Annotated in this window: 9 protein-coding genes; 6 read left to right on the forward strand and 3 right to left on the reverse strand. The window is 44.7% G+C overall.

Features of this window, described 5'->3' with window-relative positions:
• Window positions 1–149 precede the first annotated feature (149 nt).
• The 3 genes from WC496_09500 to WC496_09510 form a co-directional block, all read right to left on the reverse strand.
• Entirely contained in the window at window positions 150–1,514 is a 1,365-nt protein-coding gene (locus WC496_09500; GenBank protein ID MFA5293255.1) for a glycoside hydrolase family 28 protein, read from the reverse strand.
• Window positions 1,515–1,680: 166 nt separating this feature from the next.
• Window positions 1,681–3,315, reverse strand: coding sequence for a glycoside hydrolase family 28 protein (locus WC496_09505; protein MFA5293256.1), 1,635 nt, complete (start codon window positions 3,313–3,315; stop codon window positions 1,681–1,683).
• A 194-nt stretch (window positions 3,316–3,509) separates the two neighbouring features.
• Window positions 3,510–4,703 carry a DNA-binding transcriptional regulator gene (locus WC496_09510; GenBank protein MFA5293257.1) on the reverse strand — a complete coding sequence of 398 codons (1,194 nt, stop codon included), beginning with the start codon at window positions 4,701–4,703 and terminating at the stop codon, window positions 3,510–3,512.
• A 216-nt stretch (window positions 4,704–4,919) separates the two neighbouring features.
• On the opposite strand from WC496_09510, the gene WC496_09515 reads away from it, so the two are divergent.
• From WC496_09515 to WC496_09540, 6 genes are all read left to right on the forward strand, one after another.
• Window positions 4,920–6,137, forward strand: a complete 1,218-nt coding sequence (locus tag WC496_09515; protein ID MFA5293258.1) for a glycosyltransferase family 9 protein — start codon at window positions 4,920–4,922, stop codon at window positions 6,135–6,137.
• Complete coding sequence (locus WC496_09520) at window positions 6,125–7,687, forward strand: tetratricopeptide repeat protein (protein ID MFA5293259.1); 1,563 nt, start codon at window positions 6,125–6,127, stop codon at window positions 7,685–7,687. Before WC496_09515 ends, WC496_09520 begins: the two co-directional genes overlap by 13 nt.
• A complete protein-coding gene (locus WC496_09525; GenBank protein MFA5293260.1) occupies window positions 7,688–9,505 on the forward strand; it encodes a tetratricopeptide repeat protein in 1,818 nt (605 codons plus the stop codon).
• Window positions 9,498–11,543 carry a tetratricopeptide repeat protein gene (locus WC496_09530; protein MFA5293261.1) on the forward strand — a complete coding sequence of 682 codons (2,046 nt, stop codon included), beginning with the start codon at window positions 9,498–9,500 and terminating at the stop codon, window positions 11,541–11,543. Before WC496_09525 ends, WC496_09530 begins: the two co-directional genes overlap by 8 nt.
• Window positions 11,544–12,075: 532 nt before the next feature.
• Window positions 12,076–13,068 (forward strand): PEP-CTERM sorting domain-containing protein, encoded by a 993-nt coding sequence (locus WC496_09535; GenBank protein MFA5293262.1) that lies wholly within the window; start codon window positions 12,076–12,078, stop codon window positions 13,066–13,068.
• Between the two features lie 261 nt (window positions 13,069–13,329).
• Window positions 13,330–16,440 (forward strand): LamG domain-containing protein, encoded by a 3,111-nt coding sequence (locus WC496_09540; protein ID MFA5293263.1) that lies wholly within the window; start codon window positions 13,330–13,332, stop codon window positions 16,438–16,440.
• The last annotated feature ends 93 nt before the right edge of the window (window positions 16,441–16,533 follow it).

Genomic DNA, 16,533 nt, shown 5'->3' on the forward strand with positions numbered 1-16,533 from the left:
ACCAGCGGCATTGAAAATAATAGAAATTTGTATTATTTCGCAATTTTCTGTTCTCAAAAAGGCTTTTTTTACAAAATTTATTCGAGAGATATACATATCATAAAAGGTTAAAATTGTCTTTTAATATCATCTTAGTATGTTTCGCTTCTTTACTCCAGTCCTTCAACTTCTGTGTTGTTCAATATGAACGGAGGTCCTTTTTGTGGTTCGATATTTACATTTTTTAGTTTAATGTTTTTGGCATTCTGAATTGTCATACCTGAACTGGCGGAGATATTGACATTTTCCATCACGACATCCGATACCGCGCACTCAGGCAGCCCTATAATCAGGCCGCCATTGTGAGACTCAAGAAAAGCGTGATATGCGTAATAATAATAGACAAAATCAGTAATGCGGTCGACAATCTCAGCTTCGCCATACGGGCCGAGGGCATTTATATTCTTAATCCGGATATTGCGAAAGACAGGTGTTAAAGCATTGACAGGCTGAGGCGCATCGTCTTTGGAACCCTCGTAATAGGAGGAAATATCAATCGGAACTCTTACGTTTTTCATAGTGATATCGCGGTAAGTGAGATTTTCCACCAGTCCGCCTTTACCGCGTGCGGATTTGATTCGGATGCCGCTGGCTAAATTCTCGAACCTGCATCGTTCAACGAGAAGATTACGAACCCCGCCTGCAGTTTCACTGCCGATGGACATGCCGTGACCGTGAAGGAACGTGCAGTCCGAAACGGTGATGTTTTCACAGGCTGCGTTTGGGTGCGCCGGGTCCGGCCGGCCGGATTTTATCGCGATGTTATCGTCGCCGACATCGATGACACATTTGGAAATGCGAACATTACGGCTGACGCTCGGGTCAATGGCGTCTGTATTCGGCGCGATTGACGGCGAACGGATAGTCACGCCTTCGATGAGTACATTGTCACAGTTTTTGGGAACAAGATGGAAACTCGGCGAATTGCAAATCGTAACGCCGAGAATCTTTACGTTTTTGCAGCCTTCCAGTACGATTAAACGGGGACGGGGCGAAGTATAACCCGGTTTAATTTTTCGGGCTTCCTCAGCGGGTATCCACCATCGCACGCCCGAGCCGTCGATAGTTCCCTTGCCGGTGATGGCGATATTGGTCAAATTTTTACCGCCGACGAATGGCGTAAAATCACTGCTGCCGCCGGCTTTTTCCAGCGTCCGTCCGGGGCGAAGGAAATCCTGCGGGTCGTCCGTTGCTTTCAGCTTGGCGCCCTCGTCGAGCTGCAATGTGGTTTTGCTGCGAAGAGAAATCGGTTTGCTTAAATATACTCCGGCCGGAAGCCTGACAATTCCGCCGCCGGCTTTGCCGCAGTCATCTATCGCTTTCTGAATTGCTTCGGTATCAACTGTTATGCCGTCGCCTTTGGCGCCGTATTGGCGAACATCAAAAACCCCGGCTGGTGCCTCTGTCGCCATTGCCGCGGCAGTGTAAAATAATGGAATCAAAACAAGTATCGCCAGAAAAAATGTTCTTTTCACGCCAATACTCCGTAAAAAAACTGATGCCATCATAACAAATTTTTTTATGTGAAAACAGTAAACATAAAAAATTGCGCAATTTCATCTTTTTTTTTGCATAATATACATAAAAAAGGCTGCCATTAATGGGCAGCCTTTTGACGGATATTGTTTTAAATTTAAAAGCTTACGGCATTGGGTTACAGTCTGTAAACTTAAGGCCGGAAGTTGAATTGGAATCAATATTCCATGCCGGCCCGCTATTTTTGATATTCACCGCGTCAAATGTGCTGTTTGTGCAATTCCTGATGTAAGCTCCGCCTTTCCTGGCGCCGTCTATAGAAATGTTGCTCAGGGAAAGATTGGTGTGTTGGGATTCTGGTAATCCGTTAATGTAGATACCGTAGGTTTTGATGTTTTCACAGGTAATATTTTTTACCGTGATATCCTTAAACTGTCCCGGACCTGCCGAAGGATAACTGCTGCCGTAAGTACTATCGAAGAATATCGCTTCTTTTAAAATATTCTTAATTGTAATATCTCTGCAGAGAATATCCATGGCTCCGCCGCCCTGATTTTTGCCTGTTTTAAAACGAAGTCCTCTGTCTGTACCGTCGAACAGACAATCTTCCACCAGGTAATCCTTGAACCATGCCGCTGTGAAACTTCCGAAGACCGCGCCGCCGTGGCCTCGTTTGGCAACACAATTAAAGACTCTGATATTTTTATCCGGGAAGTTTTCTTTTACGCCGTCTGCGCCGACGCCAGCGTTGAAATTAATGCAGTCGTCGCCGGTGTCAAAAGTGGAATTAAAAATGTAAGCCGTATCAGATGTGCAGACATTAAGGCCGTCCGCATTGTGTATGTCGTAGGTGCTTATATTGAGACCGTTTACGGTGATGTTTTTGGAATAGGTTATGAAGATAGTATGCATCGCGGGATTTACAAGTGTAAGTCCTCCAATATATACTCCGTTAACTCCTTTTATAACTATCATATCGCCTCTGTCGCTATCGTCGCCTTCGCTTGTGGCGACCTCATTAATAGCAAGTTTGGTAATGTTATGCCCCATAATGGAGCCGACAACATCTGATGAGCCGTTGACAGTACCCTTGCCGCATATTCTGACGTTAGTGATGCTGCCGTACTTTTCAGTATATGCATTTATCAATCCCATAAAATTGTTGCCGGAAGCATAATATGGAAATCTTTTGCTTGTCAGCGGGTAATCAGCGGCGTTATCACTGCCTCTCAAAGTTCCGTCGATTTGAAGTGTCATATCGCTTTTTAAGAACAGAGCGCCGCTTAAAAATGTTCCCTCCGGGATTAAGATTTTGCCGCCTTTCGTACATTCATCAATAGCTTTTTGAATCGCGGCTGTGTTTAAAGTATTGCAGTCTCCGACCGCGCCGTATTTGGTAACGTCGAAAACCTTCATCTGTGGCGCCGTCGATGGTATGACTTTGTTACTGGGTGTGGATTCAACACCGCAGGCGTCTACGGCTTTTACAATAAATGAGTGGGGGGTATCGGCATTCAAACCCGTAGCCGTGTAAAAAAGATTTTTCGTGTTTCCGGCCAAAGACCCTTCTATGTAAACATTGTAACTGGCAACATTCGAATAATCGTCAGGCTTGTTCCATATCACCGTAATACTCGAATCATCGATAGCCAGGGGCGGAACCATCAATCCTTTAGGTGCGGCAATAAGTGCCTTTTTGACAGCTGGTTTATGAACCCTTTGGGAAGGAGCGCAGCCAAAACATACAAGTAAGATAAGGCTGATTGAAGTGGAAAAAATAATAAAACTTTGCTTTTTCATTTTTAGACCTCCTGAAAAATTGCTTTTATAATATTTAAAATCTCCAATAATAAGGTCAGCAAGTATGCAGCCAAGTTTTACAAATGTCAAATTTATATTTTTGCTGTATTTATTACGTGAACTTTTTTTGACGTTGGAGAAAGAGCAATTCGGCAAACAAAATTACATCGTTCAGCCTCTGCGATGTCTGTTCGCTAATGAAGTTGATGCTGCTGACGGTACTTCTGGGGCAGCATTCCTGTGATTTGTTTAAAAGCGCGTCTCATATTGGAGGTGTAATGAAAACCTGAGCGGAGGGCTATTTCATCGACGGGAAGATTTGTCTCAACGAGCAGCACTTTGGCGTTTTCGAAGTGTGCCTGTATGATTTCATCGTGAATGGACCTTCCGACTATTTTATGGAATCTCAGCTGCAGCGAGCGTTTGCTCATACAGGCGTTACTGGCAATTTCGTTTACCTGCAGGGGCTTATTGCTGTTTTGCCGGATGTATCTCAATGCCCTTACGATGTCAAGGTCGTCGATTGCAAAGACATCTGTCGAGCCGCGGGTTTCAACATGTGTCGGCTGAATTTCTATGCACTGTCCCTCCATGGCTTCCTGGCCTGAGATTATTTTGTCGAGCAATTTGGCTGCACTGTAGCCGGCCTTTTTGAAATTAAGCGATATGCTTGACAGCGGCGGGTCACAAATATTGCAGATAGCATGGTCGTTATTAACGCCGAGGATGGCGATTTCATCCGGGACATTAAGGCCGGCCTCTTTTGCCACATTGATAAGGTGACAGGCAAATATGTCGCAGCTGGCCAGTATAGCCACCGGTTTGGGCAATTGTTTAAGCCATTTTATCAGTTCCTGCTGGCCGGTATTAAGAGCCGTGTTAATCCACAGTCTCGTAAAAGGTATAACATCGCTTGTAATAGGCACTTGTCTTTCTTTGAATACATTGACGACATAGCCCATCTTGGCCAGATAACTGGAAAAATATTCCAGTCTTTCGGCCGACCATCTTGCCTGTGTAATGCCGAAAAATCCGAAATTTACGAATTTCTTTTCCACGAGATATTCGCAGGCCATCTGCGCAACCTGTTCAGAGTTTGCGCTTATATAAGGAAGATTCATCAGTGTTTGCAGCGTGGACACTGCTATTACAGGGATGCCGATTTGGAGCAGTTCTTTCGCTTTTGTGGCTGTTTGCGTGCTCACAAACGCGCCTTTACAGCCTCTTCGCTTGAGAAAGGTTAAAGATTTTTGTGAGATGTCAGGCCAAACAATCAACTGCCAGTCTCCGTTATCTCGGATGTATTCAGAAATTCCGGCCATGATTCCTTCGGTGTTGGGGTTGATATTGTTGTGTGCGAAGGCTATTTTGATTTTTTCTTTCATCATGGATTGCCCGTGCCTTACTTGACTCTAAATCAGCTTTTAAGTAAGATAGCATATATAACCGGGATAATACCGGTTTGAAAATCTTATCGTTTATGCCGAATTTGTCAAGGCCTTAGTCTAAATCGCGCAAACATTTATTCAATTTCTCTTAATTGACTTTTGTCGCCTATTGACATATATTTTATCTGAATAAGATAAATTATCAGGAGCTTTTGGGTGAAAATAACAACAATGCGTTTAATCGACCATTGGGGTGGAAGGCCGATATGTTTTATTTTAACGATAATTCGCAAATGCTGTAACTTGTTTTTCAGTCAAAAATCCAAATCTAAAATTGAACGCATACTTTTCATTAAACTCGCCGAACAGGGAGCAACTGTCCTGGCCGATACAGCTATTCGCCGAGCCATTGAAATAGCGGGAAAAGATAATGTTTACTTTCTGGTTTTTAAGCAAAATCGCTTCATCCTTGATGTGATGGACATTATCCGCCGTGAAAATGTCATAACGATTCCCGATAACAATTTTATTTCAATGCTCTTTGGTACAATCAAGTCAATATGGCGTATTCGAAAGCTGCACATTGACGCGGCGGTTGATTACGAATTTTTCGCCAGAAGCTCCGCAATTTTGACATTTCTAAGCGGTGCGGGTATCAGGGTCGGCCTGCACAGTTTTGCTGATGAGGCTCCGTATCGCGGCGATTTAATGACACATCGTTTGAACTATAATCCGCACCTGCACACAAGCCAAATGTTTGAGGTAATGGTTGAAGCGGTTAATCTGCCGGCAGGCGATATGCCGAGACTGAATATAGACCTGCCGAAACTGCGGCCTGTGGAATCACATTTTATTCCCAATCCGGATGAGTTGAAAGAATTTAAAACGATGCTTGAAAAACAGGCCGGAACAGGCAATTATTCCCCGCTTATACTTCTCAACGCAAACGCATCCGACATGCTGCCGCTGCGCCGCTGGCCGAGCGAACGATATGAAGCTCTTGCCAGACGATTAATCGAAAAATCTCCTGCTTTGCATATAGCCTTTACAGGAGCGCCCCAGGAATCGGAAAAGGCATTGAAAATTGTCAAAGCAGTGGATTCGCAGAGATGTTTTTCAATGACCGGTAAAACGACACTGGAGCAATTAATGATGTTATACTGCCTGGCGGATGTTCTCGTGACCAATGACAGCGGGCCGGCACATTTTGCCGCACTGACTGATATTAAAGTCATAACGTTATTCGGACCGGAAACGCCGAAGTTATTTGGCGCTAACACTCCCAATTCGCATATTATCTGGAAAGATATTCCCTGCAGTCCCTGTGTAAGTGCTTATAATAATCGTCATTCAACCTGCAGTAATAATGTTTGTATGCAGCGAATAAGCGTCGATGAGGTTTATGATTTGGTATGCCGACTATGCAAATTGTAAAATATGCTCTTATTGTCGCGGCGGTCGCGGCAGTTCTATACCTGCCCATTCTGTCGGCCGAATTTGTTTACGATGATGAGCTGCAGATAGTAATAGACCCTTATATTCACCAGCCTCAGCATTTCGCCGATGTACTCAGCTTAAAAGTAATGACCCAGGGCGTTATCGATAATAATCGGCCCGTAAACCTCCTGTCGCTTATGCTTGATTCAGTTTTGTGGGGCAGGACGCCGTTCGGCTATCATCTTACAAACCTGCTGCTTCATTCGCTATGCTCGGCTATGGTATTTGTTTTGCTGTATGCTTTCCTGAAGCGAATATTCGCTCAAAAAGAACAGGAAACCGGGCCCTTATGGGCGGCATTTATCGGCGCAATACTTTTCGCGATACATCCCATCAACAGCGAAGCTGTGTGCGTCATAGCCTTCAGGGAAGACCTGCTGGTGACGGCATTTACACTTCTTGTTCTGATATTGGCGGAATTTTTTCCTTCTGAGCGAAAAATAGTTAATGTGCTGCTCGGAGCTGCTATCGTTCTTTCGATTTTCGCGGCCGCGGCGACAAAAGAAAACGGTGTGGTCGCGCCGTTTTTTCTTCTGCTTTACTGGCTTGTGGTTCGCAAAGCCGCCAACTGGCGAAAATGGGCGATACTTGTCGCCGCAGGATTTGCCGCGACTTTAACGTTTATGATTCTACGTTTTACCATTGTGGCTCCGCTTGTGTATGCCGATGTCGAAAAAGCGTCATACCTTGGCGGCTCTTTTTCCCGAATGCTCGCAATTCAGCCCCGTATATGGTTATATCAACTCCTTGAGCTTTTCTGGCCCGGTCTTATGTGTGCCGACCTTGGGGGTTATTCTATCAGTAATATTTCTCTGACGATGGCGATAATAGTGTTAAGCGTCGTCTGTATTGCCGCGATAATATTGGGACGGAAAAACAAAATTTTTACTTTGGGAATGTTATTTTTCGTGATATCCATGCTGCCGACGTCGAATTTTATTCCCATATACTGGCCGATGGCAGACCGTTATCTTTATCTTCCGATGTTCGGCCTGTCTCTGGCTCTGAGCGCGATAATCTGCCGTCTGAAAATTAAAAAAGGACTGCCGCGTATTTTCCTGATAATTGCCGCGTTTATTATAGGTTTGCATTTGTGTTGTTTTACGGTTGAACGTGAACTGGTCTGGCATAACAGCCTTTCGCTTTGGCAGGACACCGTAAATAAAAATCCTCGTTCGTTTCTCGGCTCTTATAATCTGGGTTTTGCTCTTTTTGAGAAAGGCGATTATCAGCAGGCTTTATCGGCTTTCACGACCACTTCCGAAATCAACCCCTATAAACCGTCAGTCAAAGCGGCCATGGCGATGACCTGCGATGCGCTGGGCAGGACAGATGATGCCGAAGAATTTTTTGAGGAAGCCGTTTCGCTTAATAATCCTTACGGCAGTTCCGATAGTCTTATAGATTCACTTCTCTGGACTCACTCGCAAATAAGAAAACTTCAAATAATAGCGGACAGAGTTTCAGCGAAGAAGAAAATAAAATAAATGAACAATGCATCAGAAAAAAAATGGATATTATTTATTGTCGCGGCATTGGCGATAATAACTCTTGGGGTTTATTATCAGGTTTGCGGACATGATTTTATCAGTTACGATGATGCCGTTTATGTTTCGCAAAACCCGAACGTTCAGGCCGGCGTTAAGCTTAAAACCATTCAGTGGGCCTTTACTTCCGGCTATGCCGCCAACTGGCATCCTTTAACATGGATTTCGCATATGCTGGACTGGCAGTTTTTCGGCTCTAATCCGGCAGGCCATCATCTTACAAATCTTGTTTTTCATATTTTAAACACTCTGCTGCTCTTTGTTGTTCTGAAACAAATGACATCTGTACTTTGGCAAAGCGCGTTTGTGGCGGCCTTATTCGCTCTGCATCCGCTGCACGTTGAATCCGTCGCATGGATAGCTGAACGCAAAGATGTGTTAAGTGCCTTCTTTTGGCTGCTCACGATGGCGGCGTATCTGCGTTATGTCAAAAATCCCGGCGCCGCCCCTTATCTGCTGACGCTGCTGACATTTGCTCTCGGCCTGATGTCAAAGCCTATGCTCGTAACTTTACCGTTTGTGCTTTTGCTTTTGGACTATTGGCCGCTCGAACGTTTTCAAAGACGGATACCTTACCGGTTGATTGTGGAAAAAATTCCTTTATTTTTTCTCTCGGCGGTTTCAAGTGTCGTTACTTTTTTTGTACAGTGGGGCAGTGGGGCGTTATCGCCGTTTATTGTGACTCCTCTAAAATTTCGTGTTTCCAACGCCGTCATCTCTTATGTCGGATACATAGGCAAAATGATTTGGCCGGACCGATTAGCCGTATTTTATCCGCATCTCGGCCAAAACCTATCTATTCTATATATTGTGATGTCAGCAGCTTTTCTGTTGGCCGTAACAATTGTCATACTTCGATTCGCTAAAAAACGCAGATACCTCGTTACGGGCTGGTTTTGGTATATTGGAACGCTTGTGCCCGTCATCGGTTTTGTGCAGGTTGGCAGTCAGGCCATGGCCGACCGTTATAGTTATATCACCCTGACTGGTCTGTTTATTATCATCGCATGGGGAATTCCGGATTTACTTGCAAAATGGCGGTATAAAAAAATTGTACTTACACTTTCTGCGATACTGGTTATTTCAGCGGTGTCGATATGCAGCTATTTTCAGCTTCGCTGCTGGCAGAATAGTTTAACTTTGTTTCAGCACGCCCTTGATGTTACCGAAGATAATCATATCGCGCACCTTCACATAGCGAAATATATGTGCGACGAGGGCAAACCTGATGAAGGTATCAGGGAGTATAAAAAATACCTCCGGATGAGACCTGATGATGCGGATGTAATCAGTGACCTTGGCGCTGTACTCTGTCGGCAGGGCAGGCTCGATGAGGGTATCAGTGAGTATAAAAAATATCTCCGGATAAAGCCTGATAATTCTAATGTGCTCAATGATATCGGCGTTGCGCTCAGTCGGCAGGGCAAGTTAGATGAAGCTGTCGAATACTTTAATCAATCTCTGCGGGTAAAACCTGATTTTGCCGCGGCCCATGCCAATTTAGGCTATGCCCTGTCCCGCCGGGACGATTACAATGACGCTGTTGTACATCTTGACGAGGCGCTGCGGCTTGACCCTGACTTTGTTTTGGCGCATTATCACCTTGGACAGATTCTGGCGCAGAAAGGGGAAATCCCCCAGGCCGTCGCGCACTTCGAAAAAGCTCTCGAATTATGCCGATCTCCTGAACAGGAATTGCTTAAAAAGAAAATTGAAAATCAGTTAACCTTGTATAATAGTAACCCCGGAAATGAATAACAGATTTACAAAATATCGCGGTATTTTGATTTGCCTGTCGCTGGCGATAGTGACATTTGCTGTTTTTTACCAAATGCACCGTTTTAAATTTATTACTTTTGACGACCCCGATTATGTCTTTGAAAACAGGAATATCCAGGCCGGCATCACGCCTGAAACCGTCAAATGGGCATTTACTACCAGTCACGCTGCCAACTGGCATCCGGTAACATGGCTTTCGCATATGCTCGACTGGCGGCTCTTTGGTTCTAACGCCGGCGGTCATCATCTTACCAGCCTTATATTTCACATCGCGAATACTCTGCTGCTTTTTATTGTCCTCTATCAAATGACATCTGCGACCTGGCAAAGTGCTTTTGTCGCTGCTATGTTTGCCCTTCATCCGATGCACGTCGAATCTGTTGCGTGGGTTTCCGAGCGTAAAGATGTCCTGAGTACTTTTTTCGGGATGCTTACGATGTTGGCATATCTGCGATACGCCAAAAAACCCGGCATTGTACGGTATATGCTGATAGTTTTGACTTTTGCTCTCGGTTTGATGTCAAAACCTATGCTCGTTACTCTGCCTTTTGTGTTACTCCTTTTGGATTATTGGCCATTGAGCAGACTTGGTTCGAAACGTTCGCTGTTTTATTTAATCGTCGAGAAAATTCCGTTATTTGTAATGGTCTTTGTATCGTGTACTGTTACATTTATTTTTCAGAAACAGGGCGGGGCAATGTCAGGAAAGAGATACGATTTCCTCGTCCGTTTTGCCAATGCCATTATTTCCTATATACAGTATATCATCAAAATGATTTGGCCTGTCCGGCTGTCATATTTTTATTCGCACCCCGGCGAAAATATATCTGTTCTATATGCCGTAACAGCAGCAGTTATTTTGCTGACCGTGACAATTCTTATTCTTCGCCTGGCCGGGAAACACAAATATCTGGTTACAGGCTGGTTTTGGTATATTGGAACACTTGCGCCCGTTATCGGATTTGTTCAGGTTGGTGCCCAGGCTATGGCCGACCGCTACAGCTACATCACTTTAACAGGTTTATTCATTATGATAGCCTGGGGCTTGCCGGAGCTGTTAGGAAAATGGAAATATAAAAAAAACGTACTTGTTTCATTTGCGATACTGATAATTTTTGCAATGTCGATTTGCACATGGTTCCAGCTTGGCTATTGGGCGGACAGCAAAACTTTATATCAGCACGCTCTCGATGTAACCACGGATAATTATACAGCGAATATTCATATGTCTGAATCTATGAGAGAGCAGGGCAATCTGGATGATTCGCTTTACTATTGTTCCCAGGCTATTCGAATTATGCCGGGCGCGGTACGGGGACATCTCAGAATGGGCTATCTCCTGCGGCAGGCCGGCAGGCTCGATGAATCTGCCCGGGAGTACCAAAAATGTCTTCAGGCAAGGCCGAATGATTCAAATGCGTTAAATGGTCTTGGTGCTACGCTTAGTCGGCAGGGCAAATATGACCAGGCCGTCGAATGCCTTGCCAAAGCTCTGCGAATAAGGCCGAGTTATGCCGCTGCTCATGACAATATGGGTCATGTTCTGGCAATTCAGGGGAAATTAGATGAGGCTGTCGTTCATCTTAACGAAGCCCTGAGGCTTAATCCTGATTTTGCTTTGGCGCACTATCATCTCGGACAAGTGCAAATGCAAAGAGGCGAAATCAATGAAGCTGTCGCGCACTTTGATGAGGCTTTAAAGCTTAACCCTGACTGGTTTGAGCCAATGAATGGCTTGTCCTGGCTGCTGGCGGTAAGTAAAAACAATACAGTTCACAATCCCGACAAAGCGGTCAATCTTGCCATGCGAGCCTGCGAACTTACTGACTACAAGAACCCTGAAATACTGGACACGTTGGCTGTTGCTTATGCCGCAACCGGCGATTTTGATAAAGCTGTCGAAACAGTACAAAAAGCTTTGGAATTATGCAAATCTTCCAAACAGGAAGATCTTAAAAAGGAAATTGAAAATAGGCTGGCCTTATACAAAGCGGGCGAACCTTATGTCGAAAATTAGTATAAGGAATAAGTGCTGTTAAAAAGAAAATGTTAATAATTAATTAACTCAACCCCTCTTGTTATTTTCACAACATCCAAATTATATGCACCTTTACAATAATAAAAATTCTTGGCAGGGGGGAAAATTTTTTGAAAATATACAATTTTTAAAACAGCCATAATCGTGGTCTATTGGCCTATACCGTATTTTTTCCGGACCTCACCTGTGAAATCTATTGTAACTTCTTTGAAACAAAGCGATTAAAGACTTTTCTGCGGTTGTGTCGGATTGCCGGATTATGTTCCCATAATTAACGCCAAAACAAGTGCTAAAATCTTGTTTTCCATAGCTTTAACGTCTTTGCGCGAAATCGACTTTATTAGTGCGCAAGATTGCCTTGTTTTTAATGTTCGTTTTTAAGACAATATACAGGTAATGCGGCAGTGTTGTTACAGTATATGTTATGCTGGGTGTGTTGCCTGGCATAAGTTTGCAGATATAAGTAACGCGCGTATATTTTTTTATTATTTTAGTTTTAAGGAGAGAGAAGATGAAGATGAAATGTTTTATTGTTTTGTTGGTATGTCTTATGGTGAGTGGTGCTTATGCATCTGTGTATCCTCTCACGTCAGGCAATTGGAGCGATGCTGCCAATTGGAGCAAAAGCGTAGTTCCGCCTGATAGTGGTGACGAGATTAAGCTTGTCGGCTCGGAATCTGCTGAGACAGGTCAGGATTTTGTCATTACGGTCAACTCCACTCAAATCAACTATGCAACTACCAAGATAGACACAGCTCGCGGCAGCACTCTGTTGGTGACAGATGGTTATATCGGCAGTGGCAGAGAAATGCACATTGGCGATGCCGGTGCATCAGGCAACGGTTCAGATGATGGCTTCCTGACAATAACCGGCGGCACAGTTGACATTACAGGCAGCGGGAAGCTTTTCATTGGTTACAAAGCTCACGCTGTTGACAATGCGATTACTGGAGCCAAAGGCGGCACAGTTTCAATCAGCGGCGGTTATTTAATTGGTACTGCCGGCAGAATATATGTTGCCTGCGCAAGTGCAGATGGTTCAATTGGAAAACTCTCTGTAACAGGCAGCGATGCAGTAATCAGCATGGGCGGTCAGATGTACATAGCAAATGACAGTTCGAGTGCATCCGGCAACACAGGCAACGCTACTGTCGAATTTAACGTTGTAGACGGCGATGTAAGCAAAATACAGGTGCTTGAAACTATCATTGATTCGCAGGATGAAGAAGCTGCAGTAGCAACGCTGCTTGTTAATTCAAGCGGCGCTGTACCGACGGGCGATATTGTGCTCATCGAGAATACAGGCACAGCCGATGTAGTCGGCGAATTTGATAATGCAGCCGAAGGCGCTCAGTTTAACGTTGGCGGAGTTATAATGACATTGACTTATCAGTATGCTGCTGGCGTAGATGAAGTGACTAATGACATTGCACTGTTAATTCCGGAACCCGCAACAATTGCTTTACTCAGCCTTGGTATGTTTATCATCAGACGTAAGAAATAAGTTTTGCTAAGCTTTAATCTCAGGGCCGGCCCGATTGGGTCGGCCCTGAGAAAATTTTACCGGCGTGGAGTTTCTACCGGTGTTCTTTTAAAAGTCGAGGCGTATATTATTTCAGGACATCTTTCCCGAATCTTAATAAATCCTGATTTTAGTCTGGGAACTTTTTATAAACTGTAATTATAAAGTTTGTATTTATTTTTTATCAACCGTATTTTCCCGGCGAAACGGGATGCTTTTATTGTCTTTAAGGAGGACATGGTTATGAAAAATAGAGTGAAATGGATGGCATTTATCGTAGTGGCATTGGTTTCTACCAGTGCATGGGCTGTGTGGGATCCCGATACAGACTCAAATCTGGAGTTCAATCTTGATTTCGAGAGTACCCCGTCAGCAATAACAACAGTCGATTCAGTGGCTGCGCTTACCGGAACGCTGGTGGATTATAATACTACCGGCCAGAGCGTGTGGAGAGCTACAGATGCCATACGCGGCAGCAAATGCGCTGATTTTAATAATTTTTATGATGCCAGAGATGGCGCAGGCGATTTGAATGATTGCCATATAAGCCTTCCGCCGAATGGTCCTTTGTTCGAGTTTGGCGATGGTTGGCCGGGAACAGATAAAACCACGTTTGCCTTCTGGTTCAATATGCCGAACATACAATCCGGCACTTTTATCAGACATATAGGTATTTATGACCCTGAACCGGAGAATTTAACATATTATTGGGAAATACGTGTATATAACAGCAAATTGAGTTTTCGTCACGGACTGAATTGTCTGCGATTTGAAACGGCGGATTCTTTGAGTGCTCTGGGGGTTTCAAATAATACATGGCATCATGCTGTGGTTGTTATTGACAGAGAAAATTGCAGAGAAACAGCAGTTCCTACAAAGTCTCTAAGCAGCAAGATGTATATTGATGGCGCTGAAGTGCCTGTGGTCGTTACTGCTGTTAATGCTACTAATATGAATCTGGATTCATATCCCTGGTATGATTCTCCCTTGAGGGTAGGAGCCGGCGACCGTGATTTTGACGGTTTACTGGATGAAGTACGTATTTACAGCCGTGATTTAAGTCCTTTGGACGTCAGTTTTCTTTATCAGAATAATCCCGATGCTGTACATACAACGGCTATTCTTCCCATTCCGGGTTCTTCGAATGTCGCTATTGCTGCTGATGTTAACTGGGTTCCTTCGACCGGCGTTTCGGCTCAGTATGTATATTTCGGCACAGACCCCAATATGCTTAATCTGCCGCTTGTGAAAACTATTTTGCATGACGGCGATGTAAATGAGGTTAATAATACCGACCTTGGCGGCCCATTCCCGCTTGACGTCACATATTACTGGTATGTTAAGTCAACCATCGGCGGTGTTGATTCGAATAGTCCGCTGTGGTCTTTCACTACAGAAACGGGCAAGGCGTACGATCCGGTGCCGGCAGACAACCAGGAAGATGTTGATGTTAGTGACGTCAATATATACTGGTCTGCATCTGTTTCTGCTGAAAGTTTCGATGTTTATTTATCTAATAACTTGGCCAAAGTAGAGGCCATGGATGCTTGTCAGATTGCCGATGATATTACAATCACTCAAATTGATGATATTAACGCACCTCTGAGAAGCGAAACATATTATTGGCGTGTAGTCAGTAATTTCCCGACAGGTTCTGTGGCGGGAGATATTTGGAGTTTCACTACCAGACCGTATGAACTTGTTTTCAATACGAGAAAGAATCATACGACAACTTATCAGGACTATGCTATTCCGGCACTTACCTGTTCACTTCATTCGGACGGCTGGACAGATGTCGTAACAGGTACTCTTGATACAGATGCCAATATAGTGGTCTTTAATTTCCCGAGCGGTTTTGATTATGACAAGCGTTATGATATTACCGTCGTACCGGCTTATCGTGGTCAGGACGTTAATTCTACCACTAATATCAGGGGAATTAGCCTTAACGTAACGGGAGATTTCTACTTCGATGGCAAGATAAGGCTTGCCGGTGAAGATCTTTTGGTTATATCTAATGATACACCTCTTGCTCGTTCCGGAGGTTTCGTCGGACCGCGACATAACAGCGGTACAACAGGGTCTCTTCCTGACAGTGGAAGCTGGACGGCCATAAACATATCGGCTCCATATTATAACAGGTATAACAACACTACTGGATCTACAACTTCTAAGGATGTATTTGTTCCGACGGCCAAAGGCAGGTCTCTATTTGGCCCCGGCATTGGCGTAAATCCTCCATATAAGGGCGGCGGCGGCGGCGGTTATGGCGGTAACGGCGGCGATTCCGGCCGTGGTTATTTCTTTGGCGTATTTTCCGGCGGATACTCTTATGGCAGTAAAGATGTACCTGTTCCATTTGGCGGCAGCGGCGGCGGATGGGGCGGACAAGCTGCTGGAACTTCCGGTGCCGGCGGTATCGAAATTATCGCTACAGGCAATGTAGTTTTAGACAGCAATTCTGAAATACGTGCCAATGGCGGCGATGCATTGTATTCTCCGACTGATTATCCGGGCGGCGGCGGTGCCGGCGGTTCGGTAAAGATTATTGCCGGCGGCAGCTTCACCAATAAGGGTACTATTAATGTGAATGGCGGTCAGGGTGGAAACACCAGTAAACAGGCTAATGAATGCGGCGGCGGCGGTGCCGGCGGTCGCGTAGCCGTTTTCTACGGAACTACTGCCGACGTCAGTGAGGGTGTTATTACTGCTCGCGGCGGTTCAAAAGGATTTTATGGCATCGGCGGCGCTTCTATCGCTGAAGATGGCCAGAATGGTACTATATTCATTACAAAGAGTTCAGATATATCACCTAAGAGAGCTTCTGCTCCGACGCCGAAAAATGGCGACAAGAAGGTTTATTGTGCTACTGACCCGTGTACGATTCAACTGAAATGGTACTCCGGTTACGGCGCTGCAAATGATAGAGTTTGGTTCGGTACTTCTTCGACCAGTCTGGCTCCGCTTGGTACTGCGGCAACAGCGGCTACTCGCGGCCAGCACAGTATTTCTAAAAGTGTTAATAAGGACCAGACTTACTACTGGCAGGTTAAAAGCGATAGCAATTCTATCCCAAGCGAGATATGGTCATTTCAGACGGTTGGCTGGCAGTGTCCGGTTGCGGTTAATCCCGGTTCCCATGGCACTACTCTGGTCTATGTTGCCGGACCAACATGGGATACCAATGGCGATTGTGTCCTTAATGCGGAAGATTTCTGGTATTTTGCTAAAGATTGGAGAATAACAAGAGAATCCGGTACTCAGGATTACACGCTTGATAACCCGGAATTGCAGATATTCGCGTCAGAATGGATGCTTTGCATCCATAGAACAGACGGCTGTATAGGCTGGTAATTAATGTAAATATGAACCTATTGTAGGTATATAACGTACGATATGGTATAAGTGAATGTATTATAAGACTCTTATTGCGACCCCGAGAAATCG

Source organism: Phycisphaerae bacterium (genome assembly GCA_041652575.1).
GTDB lineage: Bacteria > Planctomycetota > Phycisphaerae > Sedimentisphaerales > UBA12454 > UBA12454.